Source organism: Mesorhizobium sp. WSM1497 (assembly GCF_001672455.2).
In the GTDB taxonomy this organism is placed as follows: Bacteria; Pseudomonadota; Alphaproteobacteria; order Rhizobiales; family Rhizobiaceae; genus Mesorhizobium; species Mesorhizobium ciceri.
Genome location: NZ_CP021070.1, coordinates 5,283,617 through 5,304,391 on the forward strand (window position 1 = coordinate 5,283,617; position 20,775 = coordinate 5,304,391).

The 20,775-nt window shown below is 62.0% G+C and carries 19 protein-coding genes; 9 read left to right on the plus strand and 10 right to left on the minus strand.

Annotated elements, in window-relative coordinates; translation table 11 throughout:
• Positions 1 to 150: 150 nt before the first annotated feature.
• Positions 151 to 2,031: a cellulose synthase catalytic subunit gene (locus A9K65_RS26035; protein ID WP_084015627.1), complete on the minus strand. Its 1,881-nt coding sequence runs from the start codon at positions 2,029 to 2,031 to the stop codon at positions 151 to 153.
• Between the two features lie 601 nt (positions 2,032 to 2,632).
• Between A9K65_RS26035 and A9K65_RS26040 the strand changes: the two genes are divergently transcribed.
• Positions 2,633 to 3,556 carry a glycoside hydrolase family 26 protein gene (locus tag A9K65_RS26040; protein ID WP_013532502.1) on the plus strand — a complete coding sequence of 308 codons (924 nt, stop codon included), beginning with the start codon at positions 2,633 to 2,635 and terminating at the stop codon, positions 3,554 to 3,556.
• Between the two features lie 133 nt (positions 3,557 to 3,689).
• Complete coding sequence (locus tag A9K65_RS26045; RefSeq protein ID WP_013532503.1) at positions 3,690 to 4,175, plus strand: DUF995 domain-containing protein; 486 nt, start codon at positions 3,690 to 3,692, stop codon at positions 4,173 to 4,175.
• Positions 4,176 to 4,204: 29 nt separating this feature from the next.
• Here the strand turns inward: A9K65_RS26045 and A9K65_RS26050 are convergent, their stop codons facing one another.
• Both A9K65_RS26050 and A9K65_RS26055 read right to left on the minus strand, forming a co-directional pair.
• Positions 4,205 to 4,654 (minus strand): DNA polymerase III subunit chi, encoded by a 450-nt coding sequence (locus A9K65_RS26050; RefSeq protein WP_013532504.1) that lies wholly within the window; start codon positions 4,652 to 4,654, stop codon positions 4,205 to 4,207.
• 28 nt (positions 4,655 to 4,682) lie between these two features.
• Entirely contained in the window at positions 4,683 to 6,194 is a 1,512-nt protein-coding gene (locus A9K65_RS26055; protein ID WP_064993163.1) for a leucyl aminopeptidase, read from the minus strand.
• A 351-nt stretch (positions 6,195 to 6,545) separates the two neighbouring features.
• On the opposite strand from A9K65_RS26055, the gene lptF reads away from it, so the two are divergent.
• From lptF to rsmA, 6 genes are all read left to right on the plus strand, one after another.
• Positions 6,546 to 7,748 (plus strand): LPS export ABC transporter permease LptF, encoded by a 1,203-nt coding sequence (gene lptF, locus A9K65_RS26060; RefSeq protein ID WP_013532506.1) that lies wholly within the window; start codon positions 6,546 to 6,548, stop codon positions 7,746 to 7,748.
• Positions 7,745 to 8,830: an LPS export ABC transporter permease LptG gene (lptG, locus tag A9K65_RS26065; protein ID WP_198327666.1), complete on the plus strand. Its 1,086-nt coding sequence runs from the start codon at positions 7,745 to 7,747 to the stop codon at positions 8,828 to 8,830. The genes lptF and lptG overlap by 4 nt, the downstream gene beginning before the upstream one ends.
• The gene (locus A9K65_RS26070; protein WP_064993142.1) at positions 8,830 to 11,250 is read left to right on the plus strand and encodes an LPS-assembly protein LptD; all 2,421 of its coding nucleotides are present in this window, start codon (positions 8,830 to 8,832) and stop codon (positions 11,248 to 11,250) included. Before lptG ends, A9K65_RS26070 begins: the two co-directional genes overlap by 1 nt.
• A 90-nt stretch (positions 11,251 to 11,340) precedes the next feature.
• The gene (locus A9K65_RS26075; protein ID WP_024504313.1) at positions 11,341 to 12,279 is read left to right on the plus strand and encodes a peptidylprolyl isomerase; all 939 of its coding nucleotides are present in this window, start codon (positions 11,341 to 11,343) and stop codon (positions 12,277 to 12,279) included.
• Between the two features lies 1 nt (position 12,280).
• The gene (gene pdxA / locus A9K65_RS26080; protein ID WP_064993141.1) at positions 12,281 to 13,309 is read left to right on the plus strand and encodes a 4-hydroxythreonine-4-phosphate dehydrogenase PdxA; all 1,029 of its coding nucleotides are present in this window, start codon (positions 12,281 to 12,283) and stop codon (positions 13,307 to 13,309) included.
• A 10-nt stretch (positions 13,310 to 13,319) separates the two neighbouring features.
• Positions 13,320 to 14,159 carry a 16S rRNA (adenine(1518)-N(6)/adenine(1519)-N(6))-dimethyltransferase RsmA gene (rsmA, locus tag A9K65_RS26085; RefSeq protein ID WP_064993162.1) on the plus strand — a complete coding sequence of 280 codons (840 nt, stop codon included), beginning with the start codon at positions 13,320 to 13,322 and terminating at the stop codon, positions 14,157 to 14,159.
• 48 nt (positions 14,160 to 14,207) lie between these two features.
• Here the strand turns inward: rsmA and gmk are convergent, their stop codons facing one another.
• The 3 genes from gmk to mltG all read right to left on the minus strand — a co-directional run bounded on the left by gmk (position 14,208) and on the right by mltG (position 17,117).
• Positions 14,208 to 14,864 carry a guanylate kinase gene (gene gmk / locus A9K65_RS26090; protein WP_013532512.1) on the minus strand — a complete coding sequence of 219 codons (657 nt, stop codon included), beginning with the start codon at positions 14,862 to 14,864 and terminating at the stop codon, positions 14,208 to 14,210.
• Positions 14,865 to 14,867: 3 nt separating this feature from the next.
• The gene (locus A9K65_RS26095; RefSeq protein WP_013532513.1) at positions 14,868 to 15,758 is read right to left on the minus strand and encodes a YicC/YloC family endoribonuclease; all 891 of its coding nucleotides are present in this window, start codon (positions 15,756 to 15,758) and stop codon (positions 14,868 to 14,870) included.
• 156 nt (positions 15,759 to 15,914) lie between these two features.
• On the minus strand, positions 15,915 to 17,117 hold the full coding sequence (gene mltG, locus A9K65_RS26100) for an endolytic transglycosylase MltG (protein ID WP_348629608.1): 1,203 nt from the start codon (positions 17,115 to 17,117) through the stop codon (positions 15,915 to 15,917).
• Between mltG and A9K65_RS36120 the strand changes: the two genes are divergently transcribed.
• The gene (locus A9K65_RS36120; RefSeq protein ID WP_244514282.1) at positions 17,023 to 17,295 is read left to right on the plus strand and encodes a hypothetical protein; all 273 of its coding nucleotides are present in this window, start codon (positions 17,023 to 17,025) and stop codon (positions 17,293 to 17,295) included. The genes mltG and A9K65_RS36120 overlap by 95 nt on opposite strands.
• On the opposite strand, the gene fabF is transcribed toward A9K65_RS36120, so the two are convergent.
• From fabF to fabD, 4 genes are all read right to left on the minus strand, one after another.
• The gene (gene fabF, locus A9K65_RS26105; RefSeq protein WP_013532515.1) at positions 17,283 to 18,545 is read right to left on the minus strand and encodes a beta-ketoacyl-ACP synthase II; all 1,263 of its coding nucleotides are present in this window, start codon (positions 18,543 to 18,545) and stop codon (positions 17,283 to 17,285) included. The two genes, A9K65_RS36120 and fabF, sit on opposite strands and share 13 nt — an antisense overlap.
• Before the next feature lie 34 nt (positions 18,546 to 18,579).
• On the minus strand, positions 18,580 to 18,816 hold the full coding sequence (locus A9K65_RS26110; protein WP_006203723.1) for an acyl carrier protein: 237 nt from the start codon (positions 18,814 to 18,816) through the stop codon (positions 18,580 to 18,582).
• Positions 18,817 to 19,027: 211 nt separating this feature from the next.
• Positions 19,028 to 19,765: a 3-oxoacyl-[acyl-carrier-protein] reductase gene (gene fabG / locus A9K65_RS26115; protein WP_013532516.1), complete on the minus strand. Its 738-nt coding sequence runs from the start codon at positions 19,763 to 19,765 to the stop codon at positions 19,028 to 19,030.
• Positions 19,766 to 19,825: 60 nt separating this feature from the next.
• Entirely contained in the window at positions 19,826 to 20,767 is a 942-nt protein-coding gene (fabD, locus tag A9K65_RS26120) for an ACP S-malonyltransferase (protein ID WP_064993140.1), read from the minus strand.
• Positions 20,768 to 20,775: the final 8 nt, after the last annotated feature.

A 20,775-nucleotide genomic window follows, 5' to 3' on the forward strand; every position in this document is an offset into this window, starting at 1 on the left:
GATATGATGAGCGCGGTCTTTCGGCACTCGACCGGATATTATTAAAATTTGACCTTTTGGGCTCGTGCCTGGCCCTGCTACAGCTTGCCGGCCGGCTATCAAGGCAAATGCGGTTCAGGGGAGTTGTTTGCGCACGGACGCCTGTCGGCGTCAGCGTGGCGGATTCCAGGCGGGGTCAAGATGGAATGTGCGGGTTCCGCTCCCGCCGCGCCCGGCTCCGGAAACCGGGTAGGCCACGCTGACGATGCGCATACCGCCTGCCCCCTGCTGGAGCCCATATATGCCTTCCAGGCCGCGGTCACAGAACGCGGCGCCCGGGACGAAGAGCGCAACGCCAGCGAGCGAGGCCTGCAAGGTGAGTTTCGCGGCATTGCAACGCAACGAAATTTTGTTCTCCACGAGGTGCCTGGTGATGATCACGACCACAAGCAATCCGTAGACGAACGCATTGAAGGCAGCGAACCAGTAGAAGCCGGTGGCGTCCGAGGCGCGGTCTACAAGAAGGACCGGCAGCGAAGCTCCCATTGCAAGCACCACATAGGGAACAATAACGCGGGCAGGCAGCAGGTTTTTCGGGCCACTGCCCTTGGGGGTAACGCGAAAATCGACGAACGACTTGGTCAGATAATCGCGGATCGACGACAGCGTGCCCGCCAGCACCCACGGCCAACGAGCGAAGAATGAGAACAACATTCCCTCCCAACTGATCGTCTTGGCGGTCAGTGGGCGCGACAGCCCGAAGGACTTCAACAGCATCACCAGCACAATCAGCGAAATCGAGTTCGGCGCATAGTGTAGAAGGAAGTCAATATACGTCACATTGGCGAAATTCTGACCCGTAAGAAGTGCGTATATCGGCATGATGTACATGAGAAGCGAAAATACGGCGAAAAGCGGATACCAGAGCTGGCGAAACAGGAACTGGAATTTCAGCCGTGGCGATACCTTGGAAAGGTATATGGGCGAGTATTCGAGCATGATCGTCATCAGGCTCCGCGACCACTGGAACTCTTGCGTGACAAGATCGGCAAAGGTTTGCGGGCCGTCGCCATGGGCAATGGCGTCTATGGCATGCACACCGCGCCAACCAGCCGCAATGAACAGCATGGACGTCGAGTGATCTTCGGCCAGTTCCGGGCCAAGGCCGCCGACCTGCTTGAGCGCTGCGGTTCTCACGGCATAGTGCGAGCCGATGCAGAGCGGCGTTCCGTCGCCCGTGTGGCCGGACTGCAAAGGTCCGTGGAACATCCCTTCCGGGAACAGCCGGCCGCGTGCCGACCAGCTTTCAGCGGCATTGTTGTCGCATATGCTCGGCGCCGATACATAGCCAACCGCCGGATCGGCAAAGGCGACCAGGATTTCCCTGAGATAGGTTGGTGTCGGGACGTGGTCCGCGTCCATCTGAGCGACGAAGTGATAGCGTTCATAACCATAGTGGTCGTAGAAGAAGGCCAGGTTTCCCTCTTTGCAGCGCGTCCGGCGGGGCCACACCTTGCGGTGATAATCTTCCCGCCCGCGCCGCGTCGAAATCATGACGTTATGGGCATCGCACCAGGCAATCGTTTCCTCGGACGGGTCCTCGTCGGCCAGCCAGGTATCATGCGGACAGTCCTGCGCCAGCATTGCCTCGAGGGTTCGCGCAACCACGGAAAACGGCTCTGACGGAGCCTTGGTCACCACCATCGCGACACGCGAATGCTTCGGGATCGTGTGAAGCCTGGACGGCTTTTTCATCGCATGCACGTTCAAGAGAAAATACATCGGCATGAATGTCAGCCATACGAGCGTCAATGTCGCCAGCATGTATGGGATGACGTGTTCGATGTGCCCGGGCTGCAGCCACCAGAACCAGAAAAATCCGAACGTTACCGACCAGCAGGCAAGTCCCAGCTTCCAGATCCGCTTCTGGGCGGCCGACAGCACGGGCACCAGAAAAGGAGGCTTCTCCGCCGCCTTCCCCGGAGCTGCCCCACACCCCCGTTTCGGCATGGTCTTACTGCCGATGATCCCCACGTCCGCGGAAACACTCATACACTTAACGCCGCCACCCGAGCATCAGCCAAACGACGGCCGATGAGCCTAACCCAGCAGCAGAATCCGCTCAGGCATCCTTAGAGTCAACTAAATTAGTTATTTCTTAACTACGGTTCTTCAGAACTGGTTAAGGATAGTCCGGTGGAACAGTTTCCACCGACCAGCACGTGAACGATGAGCCGCAAATTTTTCAGCGCTGGAGAATTCGCCGATGGGCCAAAGCTGTCCGGCAAGGATCGAACTTTGAGAGCAGCGTTAACCATGTCGCGCGCACATGGTTAAGCAACCGTTAATTGCACTTGACTCTTGGTCGCGACCGGCTCTTAAATTAGCCAGGGATGATATATCGGGATATTGACGCGAATTTGTGAGTATCGCGGCGAACTTTCTCTCGAGCGCCCCCTGTATAGGGCCTTGAGAGATAATTTTTTGGGTGGCTCTGTGTCAGGTTTCGCACATCCGCCAACGGGTCGCTCCGAAATCCCGCAGATTCTGCCAAATAGAGCCGATCGGTTTTGGGTAATCGTGTCGATCAAGCATCGATGCGCACGGGCGAAGCCTTAACTTCCGCAAGAGGTTGGGGCCATGGGAGATCGACATGAAACACTCCACAGTAAAAGCACTTGCAATCGCGCTGGCATTGGGCGGAAGCGCCGCGTTCCCCACGGCAGGAGGCGCTGGCTCAGTAGCCGCGACGGACCCCGTCCAGACGAGCAGCGCCGCCTCGGCGTTCGGATCCTACGATCCCTACGGCGACTTCAGCGCCGACAAGAGCGCCAGCATCGAAGAGCTGTTCCTGCCCTGGGAAGACGTCGATCTGTCGACGCTGCCACTCGCCGACGCCTATGCGCTGCAGCGCGGCCGTTCGCTGCTGATCACGGTTGAGCCGTGGACCTGGTCCAAGGACTGGCGCATCACCCCGCCCGAATTGCGCGACGGCATTTTGAGCGGCAAATATGACGCCAACATGCAGGCGATCTGCGACCTGGTGGGACAGATGAAGAGCCCGGTGACCATTCGCTGGGCGCAGGAAATGGAAGACAAGAACGGCCGCTTCACCTGGGCCAACTGGGCTCCCAAGGACTGGATCTCCGCTTACAAGCGCGAAGTCGACATCTGCCGCAAAGCTGCCCCCGCAGCCAAGTACATGTGGTCGCCCAAAGGCGAAGAGGGTTTGGAAAAATACTACCCCGGCGACGACTATGTCGACGTCATCGGCCTGTCGGTGTTCGGTCTGCAGAAAAAAGATGATGACGAGACCGGCCGCGACCGCACCTTCGCTGAGCTGCTGAAGCCCGGCTATGACCGCGTTGCAGTGTTCAACAAGCCGATCATCGTTGCGGAACTCGGCTATGTCGGGAAGCAGGACTATGTCTCGAAATGGCAGGAAGATTCCCGCAAATCCTACGCGGAGTTCCCGGCGCTGACTTCGGTTGTCTACTTCAACCAGAAGGAAGTGTGGCCGTGGCTGGGTGGCTATGGTCTGCCCGACTGGAGGGTGACCCAGCACGTCCTGCCGTAGACGCATCGTGCTGATCGACCCCGACGCGATCGGGATCGACTTCCAATCTCCTTGTTTGATCGTGATCCATCCCGAACCAGCGGTTCGGGATGAGGATTGAGGCGTGGCGTAAATCAGTCTGTGGAGAAGTTTCGTGAAGCGGGTAGTGGGAAATTATCTTGGAGCGGCATTCGCCTGCTCCGTTCTTGTTCTTGCCTTCCAGGCTCCTGCGACAGCCAAGACGGCGATGAAAATCGCCGAGCAGGCTCAAGAGGCCACAGCGGTTCCTGACGAAGGCGTCTACCAGATCTATCAGAACCATTCGTGGCTGTGGGGCAAGAAGGGCGCCGGCTTCTTTGCCGTCAAGCAGAGACAGTTCGAGTCCTGGACCCACGACAAAGGCAAGTCGGGCTATGGCGACGGCATGTGGTTCATTCCCGGCGGCGGCAAGCTGTGCTGGCGTGCGCAATGGCACGGTTCCTGGGGCGTGAAGGGCTCGATGACCTGCTTCGAGCACCGCCAGGCTGGCAAAGTAATCTACCAGCGCAAGGCTCCGGATGGCGACTGGTATGTTTTCAAGAGATTGAAACACGGCGACTACGTCACCCGGAAACAGAACCGGATCAAGGCAAGACTGTAGGATCGTGTCATCCGCCACAAGCGGCTGGTCTACGCCTTGCGCTCCCAGCGGCGATCTGGCGTCTGTTGCCAGTAGGTGACGTCGTGGCCAGCGCTCTTCATCACCTTCCAGTGTCCTCGCGCCGCCTCGAGCTGGGCGGCATCGTGGCCATCGAACAGGAACACCGCGCGCTCGTAGCCGCCAAGGTCAGGCGGCACCGCGCCGTCGACCAGGAACCTTATCTTGGCGTCATTGGGATTGCCGTCGCCGGTGGTCAACAGAATCGGCTGTTCGCCGGGATGAGCCTCACGATCGGTTGCGTGCGCCAGGAACGAATCGTCGCGGAAGGTCCAAAGATGCTGGTCGAGCGCATCGCGGCGTTCCTCGGTGCCTGTCTGCACCACGGCGCGCCAGCCACGGTCGACGCTGCGCTCCAGGAGGCCTGGCAGCGCATCCTCCAGCGTCGATTCGGTCAGGTGGTAGAACAGAACGTCGGCCATCGCTTCAGCCTATAGTGATCGAACCCGTTCACTGCTCATAGTTATCGCGCACCAGCCGGTCGAGCAGCCTGACGCCGAAACCGGAACCCCACGACTGGTTGATCTCGTTCGACGGCGCCCCCATCGCCGTGCCGGCTATGTCGAGATGAGCCCATGGCGTGTCCTTGACGAAGCGCTGCAGAAACTGCGCCGCGATGGTGGCGCCGCCAAAACGGCCGCCGATGTTCTTCATGTCGGCGTTCTTGGAATCGATCAGCTTGTCGTATTCGGCGCCGAGCGGCATGCGCCACAGCCGTTCCTGAGTCGCCTGCCCCGCCACCGACAATTTTTCGGCCAGTTCGTCATTGTTGGAAAACAGGCCGGCATAATGTTGGCCGAGCGCCACCATGATGGCGCCGGTCAGCGTCGCCAGATTGACCATGAATTTCGGCTGGAAGCGGTCGTTGCAGTACCACAACGCATCGGCCAGCACGAGGCGGCCCTCGGCGTCGGTATTGAGCACCTCGATGGTCTGGCCCGACATCGAAGTGACAATATCACCGGGACGCTGGGCATGACCGTCGACGGCATTTTCGACCAGTCCGATGATACCGACGACATTGGCTTTCGCCTTGCGGGCCGCCAGCGCATGCATCAGGCCGGTAACGGCAGCGGCGCCGCCCATGTCGCCCTTCATATCCTCCATGCCCGAGGCCGGCTTTATGGAATTGCCGCCGGTGTCGAAAGTGACGCCCTTGCCGACGAAGGCGATCGGGCTGTCCTTCGGCTTGCCGCCGTTCCACTGCATGATCGCCATGCGGGCGCCGCGTGGCGAGCCTTGCGCGACACCGAGCAGCGAGCCCATGCCGAGCTTCTTCATTTCCTTCTCAGCCAATATCTCTACCTTGACGCCTAACGCCTCGAGTTCCTTGGCGCGGGCAGCGAACTCGACCGGCCCAAGCACGTTTGCCGGTTCGTTGACGAGGTCGCGCGCCAGAAGGACGCCGTCGATCACCGCCTCGGCATCGGCGAAGGCCTTCTTCGCAGCGGCCGGATCGGCGGTGTGGATGGTCACCTTGACCGGCTTCTTCGGCTCTGCCTTGCCGTCGTCCTTGTCCTTCCTGGTCTTGTACTTGTCGAAGGAATAGCTGCGCAGGAGAATGCCCGCGGCAAGGCTTGCCGCGTCCTTCGCGCTCGGCGAGGCGCCGACCACATCGAGGATCACCGCTACCTCGGTCGCCTTGCGCAGCGACGCGGAAACGGTGCCGCCAAGCTTCAACCACGCATATTCGTCCAGTCCCGACACCTTGCCGGTGCCTATCGCCACCAGTCTGTCGAGCGACGCTCCCTGCGGGGCCAGAACTTCCACCGTGCTGGCGAACTTGCCCGTGAACTCAGCCACGGGAAAAGCCCGCTCCAGTGTGTTGCCGGGATCGCCGGCCTTGGCGACGTCGCTTAGGCCGCCCTCATCCGCCGCGAGCACGAAGACCGTGCCCTTCTTGTTCACCGCGCTCTGGGACCCGGAAAATTTGGCGAAGGCGATCGACGGTCTTTGATTCATCATGTCCTGCTTTCAGGGAATGCGCGACTTTTGGGGAAGCGGTTCGAAACGATGCGCGACATTTGGTCGTTTTCCGGCATTTGGCAAGACTTTGCCGAATTGGCATCCCATATGACCTATGGAATCGATGACGATTCGTCGCGGCACGGCCCCGCTTTTCGCCGCAACTTGTTGTTAACCATCGATGTTCGCCCTTTCTTATCCATTCCCGCCGACACTCCGCCCAGCCGGGGGGCGTGATGTGGGACAGAACCCGGATAGACCATCTGATGAGCCAGTTGTGCAGGCGCTGCCGGACAGCTACCTTGTTCGGCGGCATGATGCCGTTCGAAAAAATCGAGAAAAGCCTTCATGAAGGTCGTTGAACGCTACATCATGCGCCGCGCTTTCGTGGTCTTCATGGCCGCTCTTGTGTGGACGCTGGCGATCGTATGGACGACGCAGGTGCTGGCAAAGATCGATCTGGTCACCGACAGCGGCCAGTCGGCGCTGACCTTCTTCGAAGTCGCCGCCCTCATCCTTCCGTCCATCATCCCGATCGTAGTGCCTTTTGCGCTGGTGGTGGCGGTCGCACAGACACTCAGCGTCATGAATTCGGATTCCGAACTTGCCGTCGTCAACGCCGCGGGAGCCTCGCGCTGGACGATCGTGCGGCCGATCATGTTGCTGGCGCTCGCCGCAGCTGTTTTTTCCTTTGCCGTCGACAACGGCATCGATCCTTACGCACGGCAGAAGAACCGGGCCCTGGTGGCATCGTCACGCGCGGATCTGTTGTCGCTGATCATCCAGGAAGGTACCTTCCGCAAGATCGACGACGGGTTGTTCCTGCAGGTCGGCGAGCGCCTTCCCAACAATCGGCTGGGCGGCATTTTCGTCGCCGATTCGCGCGAAGAAGGCGTCAACCTCGTCTACTACGCCAAGACCGGCAGCATCATCGAACGCGGCGGTGAAAAGGTGCTGATGATGAATGACGGCGTCATCCATCGCAAAACGCTGACCGGCGATCTCTCCGTCATCCGCTTCACCTCCTATGCCTTCGACATGTCGGCATTCATGGCGGCGGCTTCAGCGGTGACGCTCCTGCCCAAGGACCAGACGACGCAGTACCTGCTCAACCCGAGCGCCAACGACAAGTATTATCAGCAGAGCCCCTACGAATACCGGGCCGAAGTCAACCAGCGGTTCTCGGAATGGACCTATTCCATGGTTTTCGCGCTGATCGCGCTTGCGGTCGCCGGGGATGCGCGCTCGCACCGCGAGGCGCGCGTCAATCCGCTGATCACGGCGATCACGATATCGCTGTTCGTGCGTTGGCTGGGCTTTTTCGCCGCCAGCAAGGCGGATGAGATCCCGCAATATGCCTATATGGTCTATGGTGTGCCGATCGTGGCTTCCGCGGTGGCGATCTGGTTCATCGTCTCGAACCGGACACTGGAACTGCCCGTGACCTGGGCGGACTGGATGACAAACTTCGCCTCGCGCATCGCTGACAGCTGGAATGCTTTCAAATTGCGTTTGTCCAGGCGCGGCACATCAGGGCAAGGGGTCGGCTGATGGGCTGGACACTGGGCCGCTATTTCTTCTTCCGCTACGTGACGATCACCATGTGGTTCTTCATCGGCCTCCTGGCGCTGGTGTTCCTGATCGATTTCACCGAGCTGTCCGGCCGCACCACCGGCCTGCCCGGCTTCACCTACGGCACGGCGGTAGCCATTTCAGGCCTCCGTATGCCGATGATCATGCTGCAGACGGTGCCGTTCGTCGGTCTCTTCTCGGCGATGGCGACGCTGGTGTCGCTGAACCGGCGCTACGAGCTGGTCATCGCGCGTTCCGCCGGTGTTTCCGCCTGGCAGTTCCTCTTGCCCTGCTGTATCGGAGCCTTGCTGTTCGGCGTCCTGTCGGTTGGCGTCATCAATCCGCTCGCCGCGCACGCATTCTCCTGGTCCGAGCAGATCGAAACCCAGCTGCGTTCCGGCAAATCGAATACGGTCTCGGCCGATGCCGCGCCCTGGATCCGGCAGAAAACCAGTTCGGGGGACACCATCATCGGTGCGCGGGCCATCCTGAACCAGGGCCTGGAAATGGCCGATGTCGTATTCTTCATTCTCGACCCGCAAGGCAACATCGTCGAGCGCAAGGATGCTGCCCGTGCCTTCCTGCGCGACGGCTATTGGGAATTGCAGGACGTCAAGACGTTCCAGAACGGCACGATCCAGGCATCGGCAACCGATCGCGTACCGACCAATCTGAAGCCCGAATTCGTGCAAGAGCGGCTGGCGCGCCCGGAAACCATCCCCTTCTACGACCTGCCCGGAAAGATCGAGGTTGCCCGCTCCTTCGGCCTCAAGGCAAATGCCTTTGCCATGCAGTTTGATTCGCTCGTGGCGTTGCCGTTCCTTCTCGTCGCCATGACGCTGATCGCGGCAACGGTTTCAATGCGATTTGCTAGGATGGGGCAGTCGGCGACGATGATTCTGGGTGGCATCATCGCTGGCTTTCTGCTTTATGTCGTTTCGGTTCTGGTGAAGGCATTCGGCGTGGCGGGATTCGTGCCGACTGTCGTAGCCGCCTGGGTACCGGTCATGGTGGCTATGTTCTTCGGGGTGACTTTCCTGCTATACAAGGAAGACGGCTAGTGAGGGAGGCGTTTTTGCCCAGCAACAGGCAGGCCGGTTTGGCGCGCCTCTATGCGGCGACCGCCTTGGCGTGCGTGCTTGCCTACGCCGTTCCGGCACCGGCGCTTGCGCAGGACGTCGGCGACATGGCGACATCGGTTCCATCCGGCTCGCAAATGCTGCTGGCCGCCGATACGCTGGTCTATAACAACGACAATCAGACCGTGACCGCCGTTGGCGGCGTGCAGATCGACTATGGTGGCAATCGCCTTGTCGCCCAGCGGGTCGAGTACAACCGCAACACCAAGCGAATGGTCGCAAGCGGCAACGTCGAAGTCATCAACAGCGACGGTACCAAGATCAATTCGCAGCATATCGACATCACCGATGACTTCGCCGACGGCTTCGTCAACGCGTTGCGGGTCGAAACCATCGACAAGGCCTATTTCGCCGCCGAAAGCGCCGAACGCATGGGCGGCGTGCTGACCACCTTCCACAATGGCGTCTACACCGCCTGCGAGCCGTGCGAGGATAAGCCGGACAAAGCGCCGACCTGGCGCGTCAAGGCCAAGAAGATCATCTGGAACGGCGAGAAGAAGACGGTTCGCTTCGAGAATGCGAATTTCGAGTTCTTCGGTTTTCCGCTTGCCTATCTGCCTGCATTCGAAATTGCCGACCCGACGGTGAAGCGCAAGAGCGGCTTCCTGATCCCGAGCATCATCTACAAGAGCGATCTCGGCGTCGGCGTGAAAGTCCCCTATTATCTTGCATTGGCGCCGACCTACGACCTGACCGTCACCGGCACCGGCTATACCAAGCAGGGTTTCCTCGGTGAGGCCGAGTGGCGTCAGCGCTTCAACAATGGCGAGTACAGCTTGAAGATCGCCGGGATACACCAGCAGAATCCCGACGCTTTCCTCGACACCACTGCCTTCCCCTCCAGCTCTGGCCACAACGTCAATTCGGGCAGCGCCGGCGATCCCAACAAATTCCGCGGCATGATGGGTACCCAGGGGCAGTTCGCCATCAACTCACGCTGGAACTTCGGCTGGGACGTGCTGCTGCAGACCGACAAGAATTTCTCGAACACCTACGGCATCGAAAAGTACAATAGCAGCGTCCACCAGTCGTCGGTCTACTTGACGGGTCTCAACGGCCGCAACTATTTCGACGTGCGCGCCATGCATTTCGATGTGCAGGAAGATACACCTGACGACAACGCCTCTGCGCGAAGCGGACAACAGCCCTGGGTGCTGCCGTCGCTCGACTACGCCTATATTCCTGATGCGTCGGTGGCCGGCGGCCAGCTATCGCTCAACGTCAACGCGCGTGTCATCCGCCGCGACGAACTCGATGACACTTTCTCCACCCCCATACAGCGTGTCCCTGGTATCGAAGGCGAATCGGGCCGTCTCACCGCCGAGGCCGAGTGGAAGCGGAGCTTCGTCACTGATGGCGGGCTGGTGCTGACGCCATTGCTCGCACTGCAGGGCGACGTCGACTACCTCAATGCGTCATCGGCTTCGCTCACTGCCATTAACAATATGGCAGCAAATTTGAACGAGCAGGCCGATATGCGCTCGTCATTTGCCCGTTACATGGCAACCGCAGGCCTCGAGATGCGTTGGCCGGTGCTGTTTTCCATGGCCAGCGGGTCCAGCCATGTCATCGAACCGATGGCACAGGTCTTCATGCGTCCGAACGAGCAGTATGTCGGCGGCCTCTCAGTGCCTAACGAAGACGCCCAAAGCATGGTCTTCGATGCGACCACCTTGTTCGAACGCGACAAGTTCTCCGGCTACGACCGCGTCGAAGGTGGTTCGCGCGCCAATGTCGGCTTCCGCTATTCCGGCTCCTACAACAATGGCTGGGGCACCAATGCCATTTTCGGCCAATCCTATCAGATTGGCGGCGAGAATTCGTTCGCCGCGCCGGATTTGGTGAATGTCGGCGCAAACTCCGGCCTCGACACGACCAAGTCCGACTATGTCGGCCTGTTCGGCATCAACAGCCCCAACGGCTTCGCGGCCTCGGTCAGCGGCCGTTTCGACGAACAGAGCTTCGAGATCCGCCGCGCCGAGGTGAAGGCCGCCTATTCCGGCCTGCCTGTGTCGCTGAGCGCCAAATACGCCTTCATCCAGGCCCAGCCGCTGTACGGCTTCACCACCGACCGCCACGAAGTCACGCTTGGTGCATCCACGCATCTGGCCGAAAACTGGCGCGTCTTCGGCACAGGAACCTACGACCTGCAGCAAAGCCTGCTGGTCAAGGACGGCGTCGGCTTCGCCTACAACGATTCCTGCTTCACTTATTTGATGACCTACTCGCAGTCGCGCGATCTGAACACCAGGGAGGTGTCGCAGACCATCGGCTTCAATCTGTCGTTCCGCACCCTCGGCGATTTCGGCTCGTCGACCAGTGCCGTCGACACGATCCAGTAACAATCGGCGACATCGTTTCGCCGCATAGGGCTGGCACGGATTTCGCGCACCTGGAAAGATCAAATTGGGCGGGACCGGGATAGAATTGGGATGCCAACGATGAGGAAATACCTCTTTTCAGCAGGTTTCGCGTTGCTCGTGGCGGCGACGTCCGTGTCGATCACCGTAATGGCGCCGCCAGCTTTCGCCAGCGAGATCAAATACGTCGTCAACGACATTCCTGTCACCACCGGCGACATCGCCCATCGCGCCGCTTTCCTGAAGCTGCAGCGCAAGAAGGGCGATGCCGGCCAGGAAATGATCGACCAGACGCTGCGTATGGCCGAGGCCAAGCGGCTTGGTATCCGCATCAGCGACGCCCAGGTCGATGCCGCGTATCAGCGCTTTGCCTCGAGCAACAAGATGCAGCTCAGCCAGCTCGACGGCGTCATGGAGAAGTCGGGCGTCACCAAGAGCCACTTCAAGGAATTCATCCGCGCCCAGATGGCCTGGAACCAGGCCTTGAGCGCGCGCTACCGTTCCGGCGACGGCACCGGCGCCGTCAGCGAACAGGATCTCGTCAGGAAGATGCTCGAAAAAGGCGGCGCCAAACCGAGCGCCACCGAATACATGCTGCAGCAGGTCATCTTCGTGGTGCCGGCGGCTGAACGCAGCGCGACGCTGGGCAAACGCAAGCGAGAGGCCGACGCCATGCGCGCCCGCTTCAACGGCTGCAACACGACGCGCGAATTCGCCAAGGGCCTGATCGACGTCACCGTTCGCGATCTGGGCCGGGTGCTGGCGCCGCAACTGCCGCCGGACTGGGCCGAGCAGATCAAAGCTACCAAAGTCGGCGGTGCCACCGTCACGCGCGAAACCGAACGCGGCGTCGAATTCATCGGCATCTGCTCGTCGCGTGAAGTGTCCGACGACAAGGTTGCCCAGATGGCGTTCCAGGCCGAAGGCTCCGGCGGGGACAAGGATGCCGACGCGCTCAGTAAGAAATATGTCGACGAGCTGAAGGCAAAAGCCCGCATCGTCAAGCGCTGACGTGGGCAACGCAGTGACTGCGCTCGCGTTGAGCGCCGGCGATCCGTCCGGCATTGGGCCGGAGATCGCCATCGCCGCCTTTATGGCGCGCGAGGCTGCCGCCCTGCCCCCCTTCTACCTGCTCGCCGATCCGGCGCTGATCGCCTCCCGGGCGCGCCTGCTCGGCCTCTCGCTGCCGATCGCCGAAGCCACCCCGGCACAAGCGGCGCAGGTCTTTGCCCGCGCCTTGCCGATCGTTCCGCTGGCTGCAGGCTGCATCGACAGCCCCGGCCAGCCGGATCCGGCCAATGCGGCCGCCACGATCGAGGCCATCGACCGCGCCGTCGCCGATTGCCTTGCCGGCGAAGCCTCGGCCGTGGTCACCTGCCCCATCGCCAAGAAGCCGCTCTACGATGCCGGCTTTCGCTTTCCCGGCCACACCGAATATCTGGCGCATCTGGCGGCTCGGCACAGCGGCGTCGAGGCGATGCCGGTGATGATGCTGGCAGGACCCGACCTGCGCACCGTTCCCGTCACCATCCACATCGCGCTGGCCGAGGTGCCGAAGGCACTGACCACCGAACTGATCGTCGCCACCGCGCGCATCACCGCTGCCGACCTTGCCGGCCGCTTCGGCATCGCCAGGCCACGGCTGGCGATTGCCGGGCTCAATCCACATGCCGGCGAAGGCGGCGCCATGGGCCTCGAGGACGAGCGGGTCGTGCGCCCGGCGGTCGACATCCTGCGCGCCGAAGGCATCGACGCTTTCGGCCCTTTGCCGGCCGACACGTTGTTCCATGTCCGGGCGCGGGCTGGTTACGACGCGGCCCTTTGCATGTATCACGACCAGGCGCTTATCCCGGCCAAGGCGCTGGCTTTCGACGAGGCGGTCAATGTCACGCTCGGCCTGCCCTTCATCCGCACCTCGCCCGACCACGGCACGGCCTTCGACATCGCCGGTAAGGGTGTGGCGCGGCCCGACAGCCTGATAGCGGCGCTGAAGCTTGCCCGGCGGCTGGCCGACACGAACACCAAGGCGGTTGCCGCATGAGATCTCGGACATGAGCATCGACGGGCTGCCGCCGTTGCGCGAGGTGATCGAGCGTCATGGGCTGCAGGCGAAGAAGGCGCTCGGCCAAAACTTTCTGCTCGACCTCAACCTCACCGGCAAGATCGCCCGCACTTCCGGCGACTTGTCCGATGCAACCGTCATCGAGGTCGGTCCTGGTCCCGGCGGGCTGACCCGCGCCTTGCTAGCCAACGGAGCGCGCCAAGTGATCGCCATAGAGCGCGACGAACGTTGCCTGGCTGCTCTTGCCGAAGTGTCCGACCACTATCCCGGCCGGCTGGAGGTTGTTTCGGGCGATGCGCTGAAGACGGATTTCACGGGCCTTGCCAGTCGAGCGACCGGCAATGGCGGCCCGGTCAAGATCGTGGCCAACCTGCCCTACAACATCGGCACGGAGCTGCTGGTGCGCTGGCTGACGGTCAGCGACTGGCCGCCTTTCTACACCTCGATGACTCTGATGTTCCAGCGCGAGGTGGCCGAGCGCATCGTCGCTCCCGCCGGCAGCGACAGCTATGGCCGGCTGGGGGTCCTTGCCGGCTGGCGGACGGAGGCGAGGATCGCCTTCGACGTACCGCCACAGGCATTCACGCCGCCGCCAAAGGTCACCTCCTCGGTGGTGCATCTTGTGCCGCGCCCGATGCCCCTGCCCACCGAGGTGAAGAAACTCGGCCGCGTCACAGAAGCCGCCTTCGGCCAACGTCGCAAGATGCTGCGGCAGAGCGTGAAGAGCCTCGGCGGCGAGGCCCTGCTCGAACGCGCCGGCATCGATCCGACACGCCGCGCCGAAACGCTCAGCGTCGAGGAGTTTGTAAGGTTGACAAACGCGGTGTAAGAGGCTGCCGATCTCCCCCCACAAGGGGGAGATTGGCGCTTCACCGCCTCAACCCGTCTTCTCGTCCAACAGTCCCGAGACGAAATCGAACAGGCCTGGCCGGCGGTCGCGTCTCAGCCGCTCGGCGACGACGATGCCGCGCACTTCGGCGAAGGCGCGATCGAGGTCATCATTAACGATGACGAAATCATATTCCTTCCAGTGCTCGATCTCGTTGCGGGCGTTTTTCAACCGCGTTTCGATCACCGCTTCCTGGTCTTCGGCGCGGCGCTTCAGCCGTGCCTTCAACTCCTTCATCGACGGCGGCAGGATGAAGATCGAGACGATGTCCGCGCGCATCTTCTCCTTGAGCTGCTGGGCGCCCTGCCAGTCGATGTCGAACAGCATGTCGCGCCCTTCAGACAGCGCCAGTTCGGCAGGCTCGCGCGGTGTCGCATAGCAATTGCCATGCACCTCGGCCCACTCCAGCAGCGCGTCTGAATCACGAAGCCGCTCGAATTCGCGCATCGTCCGGAAATGATAGTGGACGCCTTCGATCTCGCTGCCGCGGCGCGGCCTGGTGGTGACCGAGACCGACAGTTCGAGGCTGGAATCGCTTTCCAGAAGATTGCGTGCGATCGTCGACTTGCCGGCGCCGGACGGCGACGACAGGACGAGCATCAGGCCCCGGCGGCGAATGCGGGACCCCAAATCCTTGGCAACCATCGGCTACTCCAGATTCTGGATCTGTTCACGAAACTGGTCGACCACCGCCTTCAGGTCCAGCCCGATCGCGGTGATGGCGGCGGCATTCGACTTGGAACACAGCGTATTCGATTCGCGGTTAAATTCCTGTGCCAGAAAATCGAGCTTGCGACCGACCGCGCCGCCGCCCACCAGCAGTGCCCGGCCGGATGCGACATGCGTTTTCAGCCGGTCGATCTCTTCGCGAATATCGGCCTTGGTGGCCAGGAACGCGGCCTCCATGTGCAGTCGGGTGGCATCCAAATTGGCGGAAGCGTCCATCAGCAGCCTGACCTGCTCGGCGATGCGTTCCCGGATCACCGCGGTCTCGCGGGATGGATCCACTTCTGCCCGCAGCGTCAGCGCCTCGATTGTGTCGATATGACCCGACAGCAGCAAAGCCAGCGCGGCCCCTTCGCCCTGCCGTGCCTGTTCAAGCCCGTTCAAGGCCACTTCGAGCGCGGCCATGATCGCGGCATCGAGCGCGGCCCTCGCCTCCTCGGTTTCGACAGTTTCGGGAATGTCGAGCACGCCGCGCAGCGACAGCAGTCCATCCGAGGTCGCCGCAGCAACGCCGAACTGCTCCTGCAGCCGCTTGGCGAGCCCGGCCAGGTCCTTCAGGAAGGCTTCGTTGACGACCGGCTGCGCCTGCGCGCCGACGGCACGGCCGATGGTCAGCGTCGCCTGAAAATTGCCGCGTGCAAAACGTTTCTGAAGTATCTGCCGGACAGCCGGTTCCAACCGCTCGAAGCCTTGCGGCAGCCGCAGCCGTACTTCGACGCTCTTGCCGTTGACGGACTTGACCTCCCAGGCGATCGAAGTGCCTTCGTGCTCGGCGACGGCGCGTGCAAAACCGGTCATGCTCTGCAAATTCATATCGCCCACACGTCCCTGGCACATTGCCCCGAACCGGCTTTCCGGACAGAGCAAGTGCTGCTTGAAAATGACTGCGCCGCAGGCGCGTCGAAATCGGACGCGCGGCGCTCTTGCAAATGTCAGGGCGTCGCCTGTCGGGCAACGCCTTTCTTCATTCTACTGGGCAGCGCCCGCGTCACCGCCGCTGTCGTCGGCACCGTCAGCCGGCCCACTGTCGGCCGGCCCACCGTCCGCCGGCTTGACGGCATTGCTGTCGCCGCCGCCGGTGGTCTTGGCGGCTTTGGCGACGTCATCCGCCTGCTTCTTCTGCAGAGCGCGATAGCGGGCGACATTCTCGTTGTGCTCGTCCAGCGTCGCGGCAAAGACGTGCCCACCGGTGCCGTCGGCGACGAAATAGAGGTCGTCGGTCTTCGATGGGTTGGCCACCGCCTCCAGCGCTGCACGACCCGGATTGGCGATCGGCGTCGGCGGCAAGCCGTTGATCACATAGGTGTTGTAGGGGGTCTGTTTCTGGATATCCGACTGGTAGATCGGCCGGTCCGCCGGCTTTCCCTTGCCGCCGAACAACCCGTAGATGATGGTCGGATCGGATTGCAGGCGCATGCCCTTGGCAAGCCGGTTCAGGAAGACGGCGGCAACCCGTGAACGCTCGTCACCCTTGCCCGTTTCCTTTTCGACAATCGAAGCCAGCGTGACGAACTCTTCGACGTTGGCCAGCGGCAGGTCCGGCGCGCGCCGCTGCCAGACATCGTCAACCAGCTTCTTCTGATCCGCAAGCAGCTTGTCGACCATCTGCTGGCGTGTCGCGCCGCGCGTGAAGCGCAGCGTGTCGGTGGCGAGGCTGCCCTCCGGCGGCGTGGTTGCCGGCATGTCGCCGCTCAAGGCAGTCTCCTCGGCGATACGCTGCAATGCCTGGTCGACCGTCAGTCCTTCAGGGATGGTCAGCGAATACATCACCGACTTGCCGCTCTTCAAAAGCTCCATGATATCGCGCATGGAAGCCCTGGGCTTGATCTCGTACTCGCCGGCTTTCAGCGCCGAATCATTGCCGAAGGCCCGCACGCCAAGGCGGAATACCCGGGCATCGCTGATCAGTCCGCGGCGTTCGAGCTGGTCGGCGATATCCTGGACGCCGGTGTTCGGCTTGACCAGGAAGGTGTCGCCATTAGCCGAGGGTCCGGGCTCGGTGAATTCCTGCTTGCCGAAATAGACCGCGACGCCGGCCGCCAGAACCACCAGCATCACCGAGGAGATGACGAAGTTCATGAACACGACGACCTGGCTGCGTGACGCACGCGAGCGCTTCGGCGGCGGCGTGCCGGCCTCTGGCCGCAACGCCTCGCTGGCCGTTTTCGGCACGATCGGTCCGGATGTTGCCGGCCGTTGCCCGAATTCTCCGTTGCCTGCCGGATTTGTGTTCATTTCGCCCTACCGTTTGATCGCCCAACGAATCCCCAGCGGCAGAGTAGAGGCGAATATGGCAAAATTGACGGCACGCCAAAGCGTCGCCCGGCAGCCGGACGATCAGCCATTGTAGCGCTGGAAGACCAGCGACGCATTGGTCCCGCCAAAGCCGAACGAATTGGACAGCGCCACGTCGATCTGGCGGGCGCGCGGCTTGTTCGGCACTAGGTCGATCGCGGTTTCGCGTTCGGGGTTGTCGAGGTTGATGGTCGGCGGCGCGACATTGTCCCTGATGGCAAGGATCGAGAAGATCGCTTCGGCGGCACCGGCCGCCCCAAGCAGATGGCCGATCGACGACTTGGTCGACGACATCGAGATCTTCGATGCGGCATTGCCGACAAGCCGCTCGACAGCGCCGAGCTCGATCGTGTCGGCCATGGTCGAGGTGCCGTGCGCGTTGATGTAGTCGACGTCGGCAGGCGTAAGCTTGGCCCGGTTGAGTGCCGCCGTCATGCAACGGAAGGCACCATCGCCATCCTCGGCGGGCGCCGTGATGTGATGCGCGTCGCCGGTGAGACCATAACCCGTCACCTCGGCATAGATCTTGGCGCCGCGTGCTTTGGCATGTTCGAGCTCCTCGAGCACGACAACGCCGGCGCCCTCGCCCATGACGAAGCCGTCGCGGTCGCGATCATAGGGGCGCGACGCCGTTTGCGGCGAATCATTGCGTTCCGTCGACAGTGCCCGGCATGCGGCGAACCCGGCGATCGACAGCCGCGTCACCGGCGCTTCGGCGCCACCGGCGACCATCACGTCGGCATCGCCCCACATGATCAGCCGGGCAGCATCGCCAATGGCGTGCGCGCCGGTCGAACAGGCCGTGACGACGGCATGGTTCGGGCCTTTCAGCCCGTGCCGGATCGAAACCTGCCCGGAGACGAGATTGATGATCTGGCCCGGGATGAAGAAGGGGCTGATGCGGCGCGGGCCGCGTTCCTTGAGGATCATCGCGTTCTCGGCGATGCCCTCGATGCCGCCGATGCCGGAGCCGATCAGGACGCCGGTGGCGCATTGCTCTTCATGCGTCTTGGGTTCCCAGCCGGAATCCTTCAGCGCCTCGTCGGCGGCGGCAATCCCGTACAGGATGAAGTCGCCGATCTTGCGCAATTCCTTCGGCTCGAGCACGGCCTCGGGATTGAAGGTGGCATTGCTGCCGTCACCACGCGGAATGACGTGGGCGATCTTGCAAGCAAGGTCCTCCACCTCGAACTCGGTGATGCGCTTGGCAGCGCTGCGGCCGGTCAGAAGCTCCTTCCAGCTGTGCTCGAAGCCCATGCCGAACGGCGACAGCAAGCCAAGGCCCGTGACGACGACACGCCTCATCGCAGGTCCTCCCCGGTGATGACTGCAGAAAGCGTCAGGCCGAAGCCTTGTCGATGTACTTCACGGCATCGCCGACGGTCAGGATGGTCTCGGCCGCGTCGTCGGGGATCTCGACGCCGAATTCTTCTTCGAACGCCATGACGAGTTCGACCGTGTCGAGGCTGTCGGCGCCCAGATCATCGATGAAGCTCGCCTGCTCCGTCACTTTGTCGGCATCGACGCCAAGGTGCTCGATGACGATCTTCTTGACGCGCTCTGCGGTGTCACTCATTTGGGCATCCTCGTCTTTTGTTTGTCTGTCTTCGTTAGCGGGCAGAATGCCGCTAATCAAGCTGAAAGATGGTCCTGCCGGAAACGCAACGACTACGGACCGATTTTTGCCCGAACCGCCGGGTTGCGGGCCGCATTACACGAAAAATAGCTGAGGTCCAAGCCGAAATGGTCTCTTTACACAACCCGCCGGCGTTGCTGCAGAACCTCGTTCAAATCATAGCCATGCCGCCATTTACGTGGATGGTCTGGCCGGTGACGTAGGCGGCTTCGTTGGAGGCGAGATAAGCGACGGCGGACGCGACTTCGACGCTGGTGCCCATGCGCCGCGTCGGGATCGCCGCCATGATCGCCTCTTTCTGCTTATCGTTGAGCTTGTCGGTCATTGCCGATTCGATGAAGCCTGGTGCAACGCAGTTAACGGTGATGTTGCGGGTGGCGATCTCCTGCGCCAGCGACTTGGAGAAGCCGATCATGCCGGCCTTGGAGGCGCAGTAATTGGTCTGGCCGGGATTGCCGGTCACGCCGACCACCGAGGTGATGTTGATGATGCGGCCATGGCGGCGGCGCATCATCGGATGGGTGAGTTCGCGGGTGAGCCGGAAAACGGCGGTCAGATTGACCTCGATCACGCTGTCCCAATCGGCATCCGACATGCGCACGAACAGCCCGTCCTTGGTGATGCCGGCGTTGTTGACCAGGATGTCGACGCCTTCGAGATCGGCCTCGGCTTTCTGGCCGAGCGCCTTGACCTCGTCACGGTTGGACAAATTGGCCGGGAACAGCTTGACCCGGTCGCCAAGCTCGCTAGCCAGCGCCTCCAGTTTCTCGACGCGGGTGCCATGCAGGCCGACGATCGCGCCTTGCGCATGCAGCATCCGGGCGATCGCCTCGCCGATGCCTCCCGATGCGCCGGTGACGAGCGCCTTGCGGCCAGTCAATTCGAACATTTTTGTCTCCTGATTGAGAAGAGAACACCCCTTTTGCAGGGAATGGGATCAAATGGGGCTTTATGCAAGCGCTGCTAGCGTCGCCTCGACCTCAGCCGCTGAGCCGACCGACGCAGTGGCGATGTCGCGGTTGATGCGCCGCGCCAATCCCGAAAGCACCTTGCCGGCGCCAATCTCATAAAGCGTGGTGACGCCATTTGCGCCGAACCACTCCACGGTCTCGCGCCAACGTACGCGGCCGGTTATCTGCTCGACCAGGCGGCGGGCGATCTCGTCCGGATCGCTGGTCGGGCTGACCGTGACATTGGAGAGGACGGGAACGACCGGCGCATTCTTTGTCACACCGGCGAGTGCGTCGCGCATGACGTTCGCGGCCGGCGCCATCAGCGCCGAATGGAAGGGCGCGGACACCTGCAGCATCAGTGCGCGCTTGGCGCCTTTCTCAGTGCACAATTTCGCCGCCAGTTCGACCGCGGCCCTGGCGCCGGAAATGACCAGTTGGCCGCCGCCATTGTCGTTGGCGATCTGGCAGACGGAGCCTTTGGCAGCCTCGGCGCAGGCTGCTTCGACATCGGCCTGTTCCAATCCGATGATCGCCGCCATGGCGCCCTCGCCGGCCGGCACCGCCGCCTGCATGGCATTGCCGCGGATGCGCAGCAGCCTGGCGGCATCGGCAACCGAAACGAAGCCAGCGGCCGCGAGCGCCGAATATTCGCCCAGCGAATGACCGGCGACATAGGCGCCCTTGCCTTTCAGCGAGAAGCCGCGCGATTCTAGCGCCCGGATCGCGGCCAGCGACACCGCCATCAGCGCCGGCTGCGCGTTGGCGGTCAGCATCAACGTCTCTTCCGGCCCTTCCCAGATCAGCTTCGACAGGTTTTCGCCGAGCGCGTCGTCGACTTCCTGGAAAATTCTGCGCGCCTCGGGAAAGGCCTCGGCGAGATCCTTGCCCATGCCGACTGCCTGGCTGCCTTGTCCAGGAAAGGTGAATGCAACGGCCATGCGCGGGC

Bases quoted from the DNA above. Each gene is read 5' to 3' on its own strand.
- A9K65_RS26035 (WP_084015627.1), bottom strand. From the start codon at position 2,031: ATGAGTGTTTCCGCGGACGTGGGGATCATCGGCAGTAAGACCATGCCG.
- fabD (WP_064993140.1), bottom strand. From the start codon at position 20,767: ATGGCCGTTGCATTCACCTTTCCTGGACAAGGCAGCCAGGCAGTCGGC.
- A9K65_RS26055 (WP_064993163.1), bottom strand. From the start codon at position 6,194: ATGAATCAAAGACCGTCGATCGCCTTCGCCAAATTTTCCGGGTCCCAG.
- fabF (WP_013532515.1), bottom strand. From the start codon at position 18,545: ATGAGGCGTGTCGTCGTCACGGGCCTTGGCTTGCTGTCGCCGTTCGGC.
- A9K65_RS26050 (WP_013532504.1), bottom strand. From the start codon at position 4,654: ATGGCCGACGTTCTGTTCTACCACCTGACCGAATCGACGCTGGAGGAT.
- A9K65_RS26075 (WP_024504313.1), top strand. From the start codon at position 11,341: ATGCCAACGATGAGGAAATACCTCTTTTCAGCAGGTTTCGCGTTGCTC.
- gmk (WP_013532512.1), bottom strand. From the start codon at position 14,864: ATGGTTGCCAAGGATTTGGGGTCCCGCATTCGCCGCCGGGGCCTGATG.
- A9K65_RS26095 (WP_013532513.1), bottom strand. From the start codon at position 15,758: ATGAATTTGCAGAGCATGACCGGTTTTGCACGCGCCGTCGCCGAGCAC.
- lptF (WP_013532506.1), top strand. From the start codon at position 6,546: ATGAAGGTCGTTGAACGCTACATCATGCGCCGCGCTTTCGTGGTCTTC.
- rsmA (WP_064993162.1), top strand. From the start codon at position 13,320: ATGAGCATCGACGGGCTGCCGCCGTTGCGCGAGGTGATCGAGCGTCAT.
- fabG (WP_013532516.1), bottom strand. From the start codon at position 19,765: ATGTTCGAATTGACTGGCCGCAAGGCGCTCGTCACCGGCGCATCGGGA.
- A9K65_RS26110 (WP_006203723.1), bottom strand. From the start codon at position 18,816: ATGAGTGACACCGCAGAGCGCGTCAAGAAGATCGTCATCGAGCACCTT.
- A9K65_RS36120 (WP_244514282.1), top strand. From the start codon at position 17,023: ATGAACACGACGACCTGGCTGCGTGACGCACGCGAGCGCTTCGGCGGC.
- A9K65_RS26040 (WP_013532502.1), top strand. From the start codon at position 2,633: ATGAAACACTCCACAGTAAAAGCACTTGCAATCGCGCTGGCATTGGGC.